The sequence below is a fragment of the Methylobacterium sp. J-077 genome (assembly GCF_022829365.1).
Lineage (GTDB): Bacteria > Pseudomonadota > Alphaproteobacteria > Rhizobiales > Beijerinckiaceae > Methylobacterium.
The window spans coordinates 67,030-82,045 of sequence record NZ_JAKSYJ010000111.1 but is presented as its reverse complement, the minus strand read 5'-3'; the positions used below and the strand labels follow the sequence as shown (position 1 = coordinate 82,045).

Below are 15,016 nucleotides of genomic sequence, written 5' to 3'. Positions count from 1 at the left end.
GCGAGCCGTGTTGAACAAGAAGCCGGTCCCGGCCCCGTCGGCCTCCTGGAGCGCGCGCGCCTGGCCGGACGCGATCCTGCCGCTGCCCCTCAACGAGCGCTTCCACCCGATCGACGACCGCAAGCTCGCCCAGGTCGCCGCCGGTGCGCTTCCCGCCTGCCGGGCCGTGTTCGTGGCCCCGGCCGCGTCCGAGCTGCATCCGGACCTGTTCGAATCGATCCTGGCCGCGATGGCCGAGCGGCCGGATATCGGCATCTTCCACGGCGACGACGCCGTGGTGGATGCAGGCGGCCAGGTTCGCAGCGTCCATTGCAAGCCGGCCTTCAATCCGGCCCTGCTCATGGCCGACGACTATATCGGCTTCCCGCTGGTGATCCGCGTCTCGGCCCTGGCGAGCCTCACCCCGGATTTCGGCCGGCGCACCGGCAACGCCGCCTGGTTCCGGCTGCTGCTCGACGCGCTCTCGGCGGGCATCGGCATCGACCGGATCCCGCAGACGCTGATCGCCTCGCCGCTCACGCGCCCGAAGGCGAAGCGCGCCGCCCGGGCCGACGTGCTCGACCGCTGGTTCCAGGGCTCGGGCGCGCCCCTGCGCACCGCTCCCGGCCTGACCGCGGACACCCTGGAGATCCGCCGCAGCCTCGATGCCAGCCCGCCCGTGACCCTGGTGGTCCCGACCGCGCAGAGCCGGCCCCGGGACGCGGACGGCCGGGTGATCGAGGGCACCAAGCCCCACGTGATCAACCTCCTCGACAGCCTCGCCCGCAGCACCTACCCGGCCGACCGGATCCGGGTGCTGATCGGCGACGACAGGGCCGACGACGCGATCTATCGCGGCCGCTCCGACCGGTTCGCGGTGACCCGCCTGCTCACCACCCGGCCCGAGAGCGCGCCGTTCAACTACGCGGCCAAGATGAACACCCTCTGGCGCGCCGCCGAGACCGACCTCGTCATCCTGATGAATGATGACCTCGTGGTGCGCCGCCCCGGCTGGATCGAAGCGCTCCTGACCTTCGCGCTGGATCGCGGCGTCGGCGGCGTCGGCGGGCGGCTGCTGTTCCCGAACGGCCAGATTCAGCATGCCGGCATGTTCGGCGGCATCTTCGATGTCTGCGCCCATCCCTGGTACAACCGCGACGCGGCCGAGCCGACCTACGGCGACTGGGCGCTGGCGCAGCGGGACTGCTCGTCGGTCACGGGCGCGCTGTTCGCCACCCGCAAGGCGGTGCTGGAAGCGGTCGACGGCTTCGACGAGAGCTTCGCCCTCGACTTCAACGACGTCGACCTGTGCTTCAAGCTGCGGATGCTCGGCTACCGCATCGTCTACACGCCGTTCGCCGAGATGGCGCACCACGAGAGCGCCTCCCGGCAGACCAGCTTCGCCCCGGGCTCGCAGATCTCGCGCTTCCTGCGCCGTTGGCACGACGTGCTCACCGACGATCCCGCCTACAGCCCGCAGCTGCGCACCGACACCGACGTGGTCGCCCCCCGGGCCGATGCGGCGCGGTGGGTGACGGAGGCGCGGTCCGCCTGATTCACAAAGCCTCCCCGCGCATCAGCCGGGGCCGGGTGCCCCGGGAGGCCGCGGCCTCGCCGATGAAGAACCGCTTGAGGCCGGGCAGCCGGTCGACGATCCCGAGACCGAGATCGCGGGCGAGCCGCAGCGGCAAGGCGTCGTTGGAGAACAGCCGGTTCAGCCCGTCGGTGGCCGCCGCCATGGCGAAGCTGTCGAACCGGCGGGCGCGCTCGTAGGCCCGCAGCACGTCCGGGCTGCCCGGGTCGAGGCCGAGGCGGAGCGCCCCGGTCACGGCTTCCGCCAGCGCCGCGGCATCGGCCAGCCCGAGATTGAGGCCCTGGCCGGCGATCGGGTGGATGACGTGGGCGGAATCGCCGAGCAGGGCCAGCCGCTCCGCCCGGAACGCCCGGGCGATGCCGAAGGCGAGCGGGTGCCGGCTCGGGCCGTGCTCCAGGGCTAGCTGGCCCAGATCCAGGGTGAACCGGCGCTCGATCTCGGCCAGCACCTCGTCGGGCTCTCCCGAGAGTAGCGCGTCGGCTGCGTCGGCCCGCTCGGTCCAGACGATCGAGGAGCGGTGGCCCAGCGACCCGCCGTCGCGCAGGGGCAGGATCGCGAACGGGCCGGCGGGCAGGAAATGCTCGAAGGCGCGGCCCTGATGGGGCCGCGCATGCCCGATCGTGGCGACGATGCCGACCTGCGGATAGGACCAGCCGACCCAGCCGATCCGTGCCGCCTCGCGCAGACGCGAGCGCGCCCCGTCGGCGGCCACCAGCAGGTCGGCCTTGAGGGTCGCGCCCTTGGTCAACTCCGCCCGGATCGCCGCGCCCTCCGGCACCGCCCGCACCACACTCCCGGTGACGATCTCGACGCCCGTCGCCCGGCAGGCCTCGGCCAGGGCCGTGGCCAGGGGCTCGGCTTCGACCATGTGGGCGAAGGGCTCGCCGACCGCGCGATCCGCCTGATCCTCCTCCTCCCGCCCGAAGGTCAGGAAGACCGGCCGCACCGGGTCGGCGATCCGGCTGTCCGAGATTACCATCTCGGCGATCGGCTCGGCGACGGCCGAGATTTTGTCCCAGAGCCCGAGCTGCGCCAGCATCCGCCGGCCGCCGGCGGCCAGCGCGTAGGCGCGGCCGCGGTGCCGGGCGGGATCGGCGCCGTGGGGGTCGATCACCGTCACGGCCAGAGCCGGCCCGTGGGCCTGCTTGAGTGCGAAGGCCAAAGCGAGGCTGGCGAGGCCGCCGCCGGCGATCAGGAGGCTGCGGCTGCCGGGGCGGGGCGTCTGGGCCGTCATCGTCACGGATCTCCGATCTGGGGGCCGAGCGCGTGGATCGCTCCGCCCGAAAGGCCTATGTCGCGTTTGGACGACGAACGGAAACCCCGCGACTCATGACCGACGCCACCACCGACGCGATGACCGACGCGGTCGCCGAGCTCATCGCCATCCTCGACTTGGAGCGACTCGAGGTCGACCTGTTCCGGGGCCAGAACCCCAAGACCGGCTGGCGCCGGGTGTTCGGAGGCCAGGTGGTGGCCCAGGCCCTGGTGGCCGCCACCCGCACGGTGCCGGACGACCGGCCGGCCCATTCGCTCCACGCCTATTTCATGCTCCCGGGCGATCCCCGCGCGCCGATCGTCTACGAGGTCGAGCGCATCCGCGACGGGCGCAGCTTCACCACAAGGCGGGTCAAGGCGATCCAGCACGGGCGGGCGATCTTCGCCACCACGATCTCCTATCAGGTGTCCGAGGGTGGGTTCGAGCACCAGCCGGCCATGCCCGATGTCGCGGGGCCGGACGGCCTCCTCGACGGCAAGGCTCTGGCGGCCTCCGGCGCCGCCGGGATGCCCGAGGCGGTCGCCGCCTATTTCGGCCGGGAGCGCCCGATCGAGCTGCGCCCGGTCGACCTCGACCGCTACACCGCCCGCCGCAAGGGCGGTGCGCCGCCTGAGCCGGTGTTCAATGTCTGGCTGCGCGCGGCCTCATCCCTGCCCGACGATCCGGCCCTGCACCGGGCAGTGCTGGCCTACGCCTCCGACATGACCCTGCTGGACGTGTCGCTGATTCCGCATGCCAGCTCGGTGTTCGATCCCACCATCCAGGCGGCGAGCCTCGACCACGCCCTTTGGTTCCATCAGCCGGTCCGGATCGACGAGTGGCTGCTCTACGCCCAGGACAGTCCGGCCGCAGGCGGCGCCCGGGGCTTCGCCCGCGGCCAGATCTTCGACCGCGCCGGCAACCTCGTCGCCTCGGTGGCGCAGGAGGGTTTGATTCGGCCACACAGGGATTAAAACGTCTTCGCCAGCGTGCGTTGCAGAAATGCAACGGCAAAAAACGCATACTTTTGCAGCGATTGCCCGCTTATTGAGCGGACAGAGCAAAGTCTCTGCCTCTAGCCTGATCCGATCCGGCTATTTGCTGGGCATAACTGCGTCCGGCTGAAATGTTCCCCGCCGAGCTTGGGTGGCATAGTCCTTGAATAGTCCCGCTCAACCGCGGGCCAGCCCGGCTCAGCGGGCGACCCGGGCCGGGTCGCCGCGCAACTCGTGCGACGGCATCGGTTTCCAAGGACTCTGTAAGGGGGCGCCGCCCATGAAGATCGTGATGGCCATCATCAAGCCGTTCAAGCTGGAGGAGGTGCGCGACGCGCTCACCGGAATCGGCGTCCACGGGCTGACGGTGACGGAAGTGAAGGGCTACGGCCGCCAGAAGGGTCACACCGAGATCTACCGGGGCGCGGAATATGCGGTGAGCTTCCTGCCGAAGCTCAAGATCGAGGTCGCGGTCGCCTCCGACCTGACCTCCAGCGTCATCGATGCCATCGCGGGCGCGGCGCGCACCGGCCAGATCGGCGACGGCAAGATCTTCGTGCTGCCCCTCGAGAAGGCGGTGCGCATCCGGACCGGCGAGACCGACGCCGACGCCCTCTGAGCCGCGGCCCGGCACGTCCGGGCCCGCCGATAGCCTCCACCCTTACGCAACGCTCAACGAATCGCGACCGGGAGCCACCTGTCCATGAAAGTTCGTAATGCCCTCATGCTCGGATTGGGAGGAGCGGCGCTCGCCGCCCTCTTGATCGAGCCCTCTCTCGCGCAGACCCCGGTACCGGAAGCCGCCACCGCGGCCCCGGCCGCCGCTGCCGCGCCGCTGCCCAACAAGGGCGACACGGCCTGGATGATGATCTCCTCGGCGCTGGTGCTCATGATGAGCGTGCCGGGCCTGGCCCTGTTCTACGGCGGCCTCGTGCGCACCAAGAACATGCTCTCGGTGCTGACCCAGGTGTTCGCGATCGTGTCGATCGTCGGCCTGCTGTGGGTGTTCTACGGCTACAGCCTCGCCTTCACCAACGGCGGCGGCATCAACGACTTCGTCGGCGGCCTGTCGAAGGCGTTCCTGAAGGGCATCGACGCGAACTCGACGGTGGCGACCTTCTCCAACGGCGTCGTGATCCCCGAATACGCCTACCTCTGCTTCCAGATGACGTTCGCGATGATCACGCCCGCCCTGATCGTCGGCGCCTTCGCCGAGCGGATGAAGTTCTCGGCGCTCGTGGTCTTCACGATCCTCTGGGTCACGGTCATCTACTTCCCGATGGCCCACATGGTCTGGTACTGGGCCGGGCCGGATGCCGTCGGCAACGCTGCCAAGGCGCTCGCTGCCGCCACCGACGACGCCTCGAAGGCGACCGCCCAGGCGGCGCTGGACGCGGTCAACAAGGATGCGGGCTTCCTCTTCCAGAAGGGCGCCCTCGACTTCGCGGGCGGCACCGTGGTGCACATCAACGCGGGCATCGCCGGCTTCGTCGGCTGCCTGATCATGGGCAAGCGCATCGGCTACGGCCGCGACCTGCTCGCCCCGCACTCGCTGACCATGACCATGATCGGCGCCTCGCTGCTGTGGGTCGGCTGGTTCGGCTTCAACGCCGGCTCGAACCTGGAGTCCAACGGCACCGCCGCGCTGGCGATGCTCAACACCTTCGTGGCGACCTGCGGCGCCGCGGTGGCGTGGCTGTTCGCCGAGTGGGCGCTCAAGGGCAAGCCGTCGCTGCTCGGCATGCTCTCGGGCGCGGTCGCCGGCCTCGTGGCCGTCACCCCGGCCTCGGGCTTTGCCGGCCCGATGGGCTCGATCGTGCTCGGCCTCGTGGCCGGCGTGGTCTGCTTCGTGATGTGCTCCACCGTGAAGAACGCGCTCGGCTACGACGACTCCCTCGACGTGTTCGGCGTCCACTGCATCGGCGGCATCCTGGGCGCCCTGGCGACCGGCATCCTGGTCGATCCCAACCTCGGCGGCGTCGGCATCCCCGACTACACCTCGAAGCCGGGCGAGCTGGCGGTCGGTGCCTACGACATGATGAGCCAGCTCATCATCCAGGCTGAAGCGGTCGGTCTGACGCTCCTGTGGTCGGGCATCGGCTCGGCGATCCTGTACAAGCTCGTCGACCTGACGATCGGCCTGCGGGTGACCCAGGAAGAAGAGCGCGAGGGCCTCGACATCGCCGACCACGGCGAGCGCGCCTACAACTACTGAGAGCGACCGGCGCCGCCCTGCGGGGCCCGTCTTGACCAAAGGAAAACCCCGGCTCCGTGTGGGCCGGGGTTTTTCATGTCGGATGCCCGAGGCGGCGTTCCCGGTGGTCGCGCCGCAGAGACCTCACGCCACGGCGCGTTTCTCGACCACACGCGTCTCGACCACGTCGGCGGGCTCGTAGAACCACCGCCCCATCGCTCCGGCGGTCATGGCCCCGAGGATCGGCGCCAGCCAGAACAGCCAGAGCTGCGTGACGTAGGCGCCGCCGGCGATCAGGGCCGGCCCCGTGCTGCGCGCCGGATTGACCGAGGTGTTGGTCACCGGGATCGAGATCAGGTGGATCAGCACCAGCGCGAAACCGATGGGGATGCCGGCAAAGCCGGCGGCCGCACCCTTCGAGGTCGTGCCGACGATGATGAAGACGAAGAAGAACGTCGTCAGGAATTCGGTGATCAGGCACGCCGTGAGGCTGTACTTGCCGGGGCTGAGATCGCCGTACCCGTTCGCGGCGAAGCCGTTCGGGATCCATCCCGGCTTTCCCGACGCGATCGCGTAGAGCACGCCCGCCGCCAGGATCGCGCCGATCACCTGGGCGGCGATGTAGGGCAGCACGTGCCGGTTCGCGCACCGCCGCGCCGACCACAGGCCGAGCGTCACGGCCGGGTTGAAATGCCCGCCCGAGATATGCCCGACCGCGTAGGCCATAGTCAGCACCGTGAGGCCGAACGCGAAGGCGACGCCGAGGAAGCCGATGCCGAGTTCCGGAAAGGCCGCCGACAGGACCGCCGCACCGCATCCCCCGAAGGTCAGCCAGAAGGTGCCGAACAGCTCGGCGGTCGCCCTGCGCATCGTGTCGTGATCCATGTCCGAACCTTTCGAGGGCTGAGTTTTCGGGCCGATCGCAAAGTATAAGATCGAGGGTCTTCGCCTGAAGCGACGCGGTATTTTTATCTTGGCCGCAATATTCGACCCAGATACAATTAAATACTGCATGAATTGAATATCAATTCAAGCCGCACGGGCTCGCCCGCGCGATCGATAGGGGCTCGGCATCCTCAGAGGGGTCGAGTCCTTGCTGAGGTTGCCGCACGGCCCTTCAGCAGCAGGTCGTGCCGCGATCGTAGGCTGGCTCCGCCCGGCGGCCCGGACTACGCGGGGCCGCATCGCAGGCGCGGGAAACCCCGGCTCCGTCTGGGCCGGGGCTGGTCTGGACTTGGGCTCGGGGGACGCCCCTCAGGGCACGTCCGACACGGCTTCGGGCCGGATCACTCCGCGCGCGAGGCTGGGACGGGCTACGGCACCTCCCCGGCGCACGTCCCGATCCCGCGACCGCAGCCGCTCGCGGATGGCTCTTTCGAGGTCCGCTTACGCGGGCCCCTCATGATGAGGCGGATTCGTCGGAGAGACCCGGCCGAGTCGCGCTACGCCGCCCGGCTCAGGGCCGCCTTTTCCTCCGCGAACGCCCAGTCCAGCCAGGGTGTCAGCGCCTCGAGATCGGCGGTCTCCACGGTGGCGCCGCACCAGATCCGCAGGCCGGCCGGGGCGTCGCGGTAGGCGCCGACGTCGAGGGCGACGCCCTCGCGGTCGAGGCGCTCGACGATGCCCGAGGCCAGGGCCGCCACCGCGGCGTCGCCGCGGGCGAGCACGTCCGGGTCGGCGATCACCAGGCACACGCCGGTGTTCGAGTAGGTCGCGGGATCGACCGCCAGCGGCGCGATCCAGGGCGTCCGGGCGACCCAGTCGTAGATCGCCTTGGCGTTGGCGTCGGCCCGGGCGTGGAGCGCCGGCAGGCCGCCGATCCGCACCGCCCAGTCCAGGGTGTCGAGGTAATCCTCCACGGCCAGCATCGAGGGCGTGTTGATCGTGTCGCCCTTGAAGATGCCCTCGATCAGCTTGCCGTCCTTGGCGAGCCGGAACACCTTCGGCAGCGGCCAGGCCGGGACATGGCTTTCCAGCCGCTCGACCGCCCGGGGCGAGAGCACCAGCATGCCGTGCGCGGCCTCGCCGCCCATCACCTTCTGCCAGGAGAAGGTGACGACATCGAGCTTGTCCCAGGGGAGGGGCTGCGCGAAGGCCGCCGAGGTGGCGTCGCAGATCGTCAGGCCGGCGCGGTCGGCGGCGATCCAGTCGCCGTTCGGGACCTTCACGCCGGCGGCGGTGCCGTTCCAGGTGAAGACCACGTCGTTGGTCTTCGTGTCGATCGCCGACAGATCCGGCAGCACGCCGTAGGGCGTCTGATGAATCCTGGGCGCGATCTTGAGCTGCTTCAGGGCGTCGGTGACCCACTCCTTGCCGAACGCTTCCCAAGCCGCGACCTCCACGGGACGCGGCCCGAGCAGGGTCCACATCGCCATCTCGACGGCGCCGGTGTCGGAGGCCGGCACGATGCCGATCCGGTAATCGGCGGGCACCTGCAGCACCGAGCGGGTCAGGTCGATCGCCCGGCCGAGCTTGGCCTTGCCGAGAGCCGAGCGATGCGACCGGCCGAGCGCGGCGTCGGCCAGGGCGGCCGGAGTCCAGCCCGGGCGCTTGGCACAGGGGCCGGACGAGAAATGGGGAACGCGCGGGCGCCTGTCGGGTCGGCTCATCGTCGGATCCATCCTTGCAGATGGGCGCTCCTCGGCGGGGAGGAGTGTCCCGGGCCGGGGATGCGCCCAATCCCGGCGTCTGGCAAGCGCTTGCCCGGGCTGCAGTCTTCGGCGCGTGCCCCTCGCCGGGACAGGCTGTTCGGGTCCACGGAACCGTCGATTAAGCTTGGCGCATTAGCCTTAATGCCGTGCCGTGTCGCGTTCGAGGTACGCTGATGTCTTTCCACAGCGCTGTACTACTGTCGATCTGGTCAGTTTTACTTATGGTTATCGGCGCGTTAACGGCCCGCTTCGCCGTTGCGGGCCGGCTCGGGCGTCCCGCCGCCCAGCCGCTGCAACTCGATCCTCTGGATTACGAGTGCGACGGGCCGGTCATCGACTTGGAGCCCGCCTGATTGGAGCCTACCTGAAGGTCCGGGCGCCGCTGGGCGGTGATCCGCTCGGCTTCCGCGCGGCGCCACCGGGCGATGGCCCCGTGATTCCCGCCCGACAGCACCTCCGGGATCGGCCGGCCCTCCCAGTCGCGGGGCCGGGTGTAGTGGGGATATTCGAGAAGCCCGCCCTCGAAGCTTTCCTCGTCGCCCGATTGCGCCTTGCCCATCACCCCGGGCAGGAGCCGGACGCAGGCGTCGAGCACCACCAGGGCGGCGATCTCGCCCCCGGAGAGCACGTAATCGCCGATCGAGACCTCCTCCAGGGCGCGGCCGGCGATGACGCGCTCGTCGACGCCCTCGAACCGGCCGCAGACGATCAGCGCCCCCGGGCCGGCGGCGAGCGCCCGCACCCGGGCCTGGCTCAGCGGCCGGCCGCGGGGGGACATCAGCAGCCGGGGCCGCGGATCATCCGCTTCGGTCGCGGCGTCGATGGCAGCGGCGAGCACGTCGCAGCGCAGCACCATCCCGGCGCCGCCGCCGGCCGGGGTGTCGTCCACCGAGCGGTGGCGGCCGAGCCCGTGCTCGCGGATGTTGCGCGCCTCCAGGCTCCAGTCGCCCCGGGTGAGCGCGTCGCCGGACAGCGATACGCCCAGCGGCCCCGGGAACATCTCCGGGTAGAGGGTGAGGATCGTGGCCCGCCAGGGCGTTTCCGCGCGCGTCATGGCGCTTGATCGCGCGCGGGGTGCGGCACGGTCAACGGCCCGGGCACCGTTCGGCCCCGCGGCGGGTTGTCGGCCATGATCCGGCGCACGCTCCTCTTAACCGTCTTGCTGGCGGGACCAGCCCTCGCGGCGGGCCCTCTGGCGCCTCCGGGCGCGCCCGCGGGCGCGTTCCCGAAGCCCGACCGGCCGGTGGCCGAGATCGTGGCGCCGCAATGGTCCTCGGAGGCCGCGCGGGACAGAGCCGGCGAGTTCGATGCGGTCGCCCGCGGGATGGGCATCGCCCCAGGCGAGACCGTGGCCGATATCGGCGCCGGCAGCGGCTACTACGTGGTGCGCCTGAGCCCCCGGGTGGGGCCGAACGGCAAGGTCCTCGCCGAGGACGTGACCCCCGCCTATCTGGCGAGCCTGGAGCGGCGGGTGAAGGGGCTCGACAACGTCACCGTGGTGCGGGGCGAGCCCCACGATCCGCGCCTGCCCCCGGCCTCGGTCGATGCCGCGATCCTCGTGCACATGTACCACGAGATCGCCCAGCCCTTCGGTCTTCTGCACAACCTCGCACCGGCGATGCGCCCGGGCGGGCGGGTCGGCATCGTCGACGCCGACGATATCCCCTCGCGCCACGGCACCCCGCCGGCGCTGCTCCGCTGCGAGCTCGCCGCCGCCGGTTTTCGCGAGATCGGGTTCCAATCTCTAAGCGGCGGCGCCTATCTGGCGATCTTCGCGGCGCCGGCGCCGGAGGCGAGGCCGCGCCCGGACTCGATCCGCCCGTGCCGGGATGCGGCGACGCCGCGCTGACCGGCTCGGATCGCGCGGTCAGGCCACGGTGCAGGCGTGTGAGGTCCAAAAAAATCTCAGCCCGGATCGTCGGCGGGCTTCTCGCCCACCGGTGCGAAGAAATCCTCCGGCAGCACCACGGTCACACGCCGCTGCGGGAGATCCAGCACCGGCACGAACGCCTTGGTGAAAGGCAGCAACGCCGTGGCGCCGCCCGCGGCGGGGCGGAGTTCGAGCAGGTCGCCGCCACCGAAATTGGGCACCGCGACGACCGTGCCGACGACGATGCCGGCCTCGTCCAAAGCGGTGGCGCCGATCAGGTCGGCGGCGTAGACCTCGTCGTCATCCTCGGGTTCCGCCAAGCGGTCGCGGGGGATGAACAGGGCGATGCGGTTGAGTGTCTCGGCGGCGCTGCGGCTGCCGATATCCTTGACCCGGGCGATCAGCATGTCGGGGGACGAGCCGGGGGCGGTCCGCACGCCAGACAAGGTCAGCGTGCGCCCATCCGACGTCAGGAGCGGGCCGTAGCCGGCGATCGCCAACGGATCGCCGGTGTAGGATTTGAGCCGGACCTCGCCGTTGAGCCCGTGCGCGCGCCCGAACTCGCCCAGGAGGACGAGGTTCGGATCGGGCGGCACGGGCGGCGCCACCGGCTTCGGGGCCGGTGCCTTGGGCGATGTCGCGGCTTCGGGCGCGATGGCACCGATCGCCGTGCCGGCGCGGCCGCGGCGACCGCCGTCGCGGGAGAATGAACCTGCGGGGCGGCGCGCCATGGCCAGGCCGCCTTACGCGGCGGCGTCCTCGGCGGGCGCCGCGGCCTTCTCGGCGCGCTTGGTCGCGCGCTCCTTGGCCTTCTCGCCGGGCTCGGCCTTCTGCGGGTTGTTGCGGGTCGGGCGCTTGGCGAGGCCGGCCTGGTCGAGGAAGCGCAGGACCCGATCGGTCGGCTGCGCGCCCTTGGCGAGCCAGCCCTGGATCTTCTCGGCGTCGAGCTGGATCCGGGCCGGATCGTCCTTGGGCTTCATCGGGTCGTAGGCGCCGACCTTGTCGATGAAGCGGCCGTCGCGGGGGGCGCGGGCGTCGGCGACGACGATGCGGTAGTACGGACGCTTCTTGGCGCCGCCACGGGTGAGACGGATCTTCAGGGCCATTGGTTTAAGACTTTCTCTGTTCTTCGACCGACGGCGCATGGTTGGCCGCGATCGTCTGGTGGTGCCGGATGACTTCCTTGACCACGAAGGCCAGGAACTTCTCGGCGAAATCGGGGTCGAGCTTGGCGTCGACCGCGAGCTTGCGGAGCCGGGCGACCTGACGCGCCTCCCGGTCCGGATCGGAAGGGGGGATCCCCTTTCGGGCCTTGAGCTCGCCGACCCGCTGCGTGCAGCGGAAGCGCTCGGCGAGCAGATGGATCAGCGCCGCATCGAAATTGTCGATGCTGTCGCGCAGGCGCGCGAGTTCGGGATCGACCGCCTGGGCCGCCAGCACGCTCATTTCTTCTTCCCCGGCATGAAGCCGCCGAGTCCGGGCAGCTTCGGACCGCCGAGGCCTGGAAGCCCCGGCATCTTCGGCATACCGCCCAGACCGCCCCCGCCCAGGCCCGGCGGCATCGGCGGCAGCTTGCCACCGAACTGTTTTTCGAGCTGGGCGATCTGCTCCGGGGTCGGCTCGGGCATTCCAGGCGGCAAGCCCGGCATCCCACCCGGCATCCCGCCTCCGCCGCCAAGCCCGAACATCGAGCCAAGCGCCTGCCCGATGCCGCGCTTGCCCGAGCCCATCGCCTTCATCATGTCGGCCATGGTCCGGTGCATCTTCAGGAGCTTGTTGATCTCCGAGACGTCGACGCCCGAGCCCGCCGCGATGCGCTTCTTGCGGGAATTCTTCAGCAGGTCCGGGTTCTTGCGCTCGTGCGGAGTCATCGACGAGATGATCGCCCGCTGACGCTTGAACATCTTCTCGTCGAGATTGGCGCCCTCGACCTGCTTCTTCATCGCGCCCATGCCGGGCAGCATGCCCATCAGGCCGCCGATGCCGCCCATCTTCTCCATCTGGGCGAGTTGCATGGAGAGATCCTCCAAGTCGAACTTGCCCTTGCGCATCTTCTCCGCGGTGCGGAGCGCCTGCTCGTGGTCGATGGTCTCGGCGGCCTTCTCGACGAGGGAGACGATGTCGCCCATGCCGAGAATGCGGTTGGCGACGCGGGACGGATGGAACTCCTCCAGCGCGTCGACCTTCTCGCCGGTGCCGACGAGCTTGATCGGCTTGCCGGTGACGGCGCGCATCGACAGCGCCGCGCCGCCGCGGGAATCGCCGTCCATGCGGGTGAGCACGATGCCGGTGACGCCGAGCCGCTCGTCGAAGGCGCGGGCGGTGTTGACCGCGTCCTGGCCGGTCAGCGCGTCGGCGACCAGCAGCACCTCATGCGGCCGGGTCGCGGCCTTCACCTCGGCCGCCTCGACCATCAGGGCCTCGTCGACCGTGGTCCGGCCGGCGGTGTCGAGCATCACCACGTCGAAGCCGCCGAGCCGGGCGGCCTCCATGGCGCGCTTGGCGATCTGCACCGCCGACTGGCCGGCCACGATCGGCAGGCTCTCGACGCCGACCTGCTTGGCCAGCACCGCGAGTTGCTCCATGGCGGCCGGGCGGCGGGTGTCGAGGGAGGCGAGCAGCACCCGCCGCTTCTCACGCTCGGACAGGCGCCGGGCGATCTTGGCGGTGGTGGTGGTCTTGCCCGAGCCCTGGAGGCCGACCATCAGGATCGGCACCGGGGCAGGCGCATTGAGATCGATCACCTCGGCATCGGTGCCGAGCATCGCCACCAGCTCGTCGTTGACGATCTTGACGACCATCTGGCCGGGGGTGACCGACTTGAGCACGACGGCGCCGACCGCCTTCTCCTTCACCCGGTCGGTGAAGCCGCGCACGACCTCCAGGGCCACGTCGGCCTCCAGCAGGGCGCGGCGGACCTCGCGCATCGCCGCGGTGACGTCGGCTTCGGTCAGGGCGCCCCGGCGGGTGAGCCCCGAGAGGATGCCGGAGAGGCGGTCGGACAGGCCTTCGAACATGGTTTTCGGACCCGCGCTTACTGCTCGAGGCCGGCGCGCTCGACGCGGCGCGCCTGGAGGGCTGCCTCGAAGCTGCGCACGGCGCTCGCGAACTTGTCCCGGCAATCCGGATTGCAGAACCCGACCACCGCGCCGCTATAGAGTGTCAGCGAATCGGCCGAGATCGGCTTGCCCGACCAGGGACAGGTCTCGTTGATCGCGTCCGCGATGTTCAAATCGTCTCGGGTCATGCGAAAGCCTCGACCGGCGGATCCCGACGCAGCGGATCGGCCCAACACAGATCGCGCCCGAGGGCGCGGACGCGCTGTCGGGCGTTGACCTCCGGCCTCATGGGCCGGGCGGCTTCGTGTCGTGACGATCTGCTACGGATCGGAGGCGCGGGGCGTAGCGGCAACAGCCGGAAAAGTCAATTTTCGGTCTCCCGCCCATGAACCATCTCATGGTTGAGACGACGGCCGGCCGTTAACTTTTACGGATCGTTAAGCATGTTGGGACTCTGATCGGGCAGCACCCGTTCAGGACGACCGCCGATGTCGGAACCCGCCCGCACCTTCCCGCCGAACGAGACCGGCAGCCGCATCGCCCCCGGTCCCCTGCGGGACTGGCTCGCGACGATGAAGACCCACAGCCCGGCCGAGCCGCGCGGCGACGATCGCCCGCACGAGGCGGCCCCGGAGATCAAGGCCCCCCGCGGTGCCGAGGCGGCGTGGTCGCCCCGGCTGGTGGCGCAGCCCGACGGGGTCGGCGCGGTCGCGGAGGATGCGGACGTGTCCGAACTGATGGCCGAGAACATGATGCTCAAGGCCAAGCTGCGGCTGGAGGCCGAGCGCCAGGACGAGCTTCAGGCAATCCTGGCCGAGGAGATGCGGGCGCTCCGGGAGCATATCCGCGAGGAGATCGGCTCGATCGAGGATCTGCGCGCCGAGCAGGAAGAGGTTCGCGCCGAGCGCGAAGAATTCCGGAGCGAGCGCGAGCGGTTCCGCCAGGAGCGCGAGCACATGCGGATCGAGCGCGACCGGGCCGTCGCCGAGCGCGACGCGCTGCGGGCCGAGCGCCACGCCATCGCGGCCGAGCGCGATGGCCTGCGCGAGGAGCGCGACCTGTGGCGGGCGCGGACCGAGGCCCTGGCGCAGCCGCTGTTCCAGGCGCCGAAGCGCTGAACATTCAAGGCTTGAAAAGCCGAAGGGCCACCCGCGAGGGTGGCCCTTCCATTGCCGAACCGTCATGTCTGGCGGAACTGTCCCGAAATCGGGGCTCTGACGCGTCTTAGATCGACACGCCGGAGGCGACGGTCCAGGTCCGGTAAGCCGAGACTGACGGCTGATGACAATGAGACACTGGATCACCTCCTTTCGTTCGTTGCGGGTGACGCGAAGGTAGGTGGCTCCTGCCCACTTGTGAAGCCCCGCGGCTGCGCCCGTTTGTCCTCCCTGCATCCGTGCTTCCTCCCCCCGGTCGCCG

At 70.3% G+C, this 15,016-nt stretch carries 15 protein-coding genes; 6 read left to right on the top strand and 9 right to left on the bottom strand.

Annotated features, from left to right (window positions below; genetic code table 11):
* Positions 1-7 precede the first annotated feature (7 nt).
* Positions 8-1,534, top strand: coding sequence for a glycosyltransferase family 2 protein (locus MKL11_RS10490; RefSeq protein WP_243942905.1), 1,527 nt, complete (start codon positions 8-10; stop codon positions 1,532-1,534).
* A gap of 1 nt (position 1,535) precedes the next feature.
* Here MKL11_RS10490 and MKL11_RS10485 read toward each other — a convergent pair whose 3' ends face one another.
* Positions 1,536-2,807, bottom strand: coding sequence for an FAD-dependent monooxygenase (locus MKL11_RS10485; protein ID WP_243942903.1), 1,272 nt, complete (start codon positions 2,805-2,807; stop codon positions 1,536-1,538).
* Between the two features lie 95 nt (positions 2,808-2,902).
* On the opposite strand from MKL11_RS10485, the gene tesB reads away from it, so the two are divergent.
* The 3 genes from tesB (at position 2,903) to MKL11_RS10470 (ending at position 6,038) form a co-directional block, all read left to right on the top strand.
* Positions 2,903-3,802 (top strand): acyl-CoA thioesterase II, encoded by a 900-nt coding sequence (tesB, locus tag MKL11_RS10480; RefSeq protein WP_243942901.1) that lies wholly within the window; start codon positions 2,903-2,905, stop codon positions 3,800-3,802.
* 301 nt (positions 3,803-4,103) lie between these two features.
* Positions 4,104-4,442 carry a P-II family nitrogen regulator gene (locus tag MKL11_RS10475; protein ID WP_092036434.1) on the top strand — a complete coding sequence of 113 codons (339 nt, stop codon included), beginning with the start codon at positions 4,104-4,106 and terminating at the stop codon, positions 4,440-4,442.
* A gap of 84 nt (positions 4,443-4,526) precedes the next feature.
* The gene (locus MKL11_RS10470) at positions 4,527-6,038 is read left to right on the top strand and encodes an ammonium transporter (protein ID WP_243942898.1); all 1,512 of its coding nucleotides are present in this window, start codon (positions 4,527-4,529) and stop codon (positions 6,036-6,038) included.
* 123 nt (positions 6,039-6,161) lie between these two features.
* On the opposite strand, the gene aqpZ is transcribed toward MKL11_RS10470, so the two are convergent.
* The 3 genes from aqpZ to trmD form a co-directional block, all read right to left on the bottom strand.
* Complete coding sequence (gene aqpZ, locus MKL11_RS10465) at positions 6,162-6,902, bottom strand: aquaporin Z (RefSeq protein ID WP_243942895.1); 741 nt, start codon at positions 6,900-6,902, stop codon at positions 6,162-6,164.
* A 557-nt stretch (positions 6,903-7,459) separates the two neighbouring features.
* The gene (locus MKL11_RS10460; RefSeq protein WP_243942894.1) at positions 7,460-8,626 is read right to left on the bottom strand and encodes a phosphoserine transaminase; all 1,167 of its coding nucleotides are present in this window, start codon (positions 8,624-8,626) and stop codon (positions 7,460-7,462) included.
* Between the two features lie 352 nt (positions 8,627-8,978).
* Positions 8,979-9,722: a tRNA (guanosine(37)-N1)-methyltransferase TrmD gene (gene trmD / locus MKL11_RS10455; protein ID WP_243942892.1), complete on the bottom strand. Its 744-nt coding sequence runs from the start codon at positions 9,720-9,722 to the stop codon at positions 8,979-8,981.
* Positions 9,723-9,797: 75 nt separating this feature from the next.
* Between trmD and MKL11_RS10450 the strand changes: the two genes are divergently transcribed.
* Complete coding sequence (locus MKL11_RS10450; protein WP_243942890.1) at positions 9,798-10,517, top strand: class I SAM-dependent methyltransferase; 720 nt, start codon at positions 9,798-9,800, stop codon at positions 10,515-10,517.
* 56 nt (positions 10,518-10,573) lie between these two features.
* Here the strand turns inward: MKL11_RS10450 and rimM are convergent, their stop codons facing one another.
* Genes rimM through MKL11_RS10425 form a run of 5 tightly spaced genes read right to left on the bottom strand, consistent with a single transcriptional unit; the run spans position 10,574 to position 13,785 of the window.
* Positions 10,574-11,269, bottom strand: coding sequence for a ribosome maturation factor RimM (gene rimM, locus MKL11_RS10445; protein WP_243942888.1), 696 nt, complete (start codon positions 11,267-11,269; stop codon positions 10,574-10,576).
* A 12-nt stretch (positions 11,270-11,281) separates the two neighbouring features.
* The gene (gene rpsP, locus MKL11_RS10440) at positions 11,282-11,644 is read right to left on the bottom strand and encodes a 30S ribosomal protein S16 (RefSeq protein WP_147896965.1); all 363 of its coding nucleotides are present in this window, start codon (positions 11,642-11,644) and stop codon (positions 11,282-11,284) included.
* A gap of 4 nt (positions 11,645-11,648) precedes the next feature.
* Positions 11,649-11,984: a chorismate mutase gene (locus tag MKL11_RS10435; protein WP_243942886.1), complete on the bottom strand. Its 336-nt coding sequence runs from the start codon at positions 11,982-11,984 to the stop codon at positions 11,649-11,651.
* Positions 11,981-13,555, bottom strand: a complete 1,575-nt coding sequence (gene ffh, locus MKL11_RS10430) for a signal recognition particle protein (protein ID WP_243942883.1) — start codon at positions 13,553-13,555, stop codon at positions 11,981-11,983. The genes MKL11_RS10435 and ffh overlap by 4 nt, the downstream gene beginning before the upstream one ends.
* 17 nt (positions 13,556-13,572) lie before the next feature.
* Positions 13,573-13,785: a glutathione S-transferase gene (locus tag MKL11_RS10425; RefSeq protein WP_243942881.1), complete on the bottom strand. Its 213-nt coding sequence runs from the start codon at positions 13,783-13,785 to the stop codon at positions 13,573-13,575.
* A 300-nt stretch (positions 13,786-14,085) separates the two neighbouring features.
* Between MKL11_RS10425 and MKL11_RS10420 the strand changes: the two genes are divergently transcribed.
* Positions 14,086-14,715, top strand: coding sequence for an ATPase (locus MKL11_RS10420; RefSeq protein ID WP_243942879.1), 630 nt, complete (start codon positions 14,086-14,088; stop codon positions 14,713-14,715).
* Positions 14,716-15,016 lie beyond the last annotated feature (301 nt).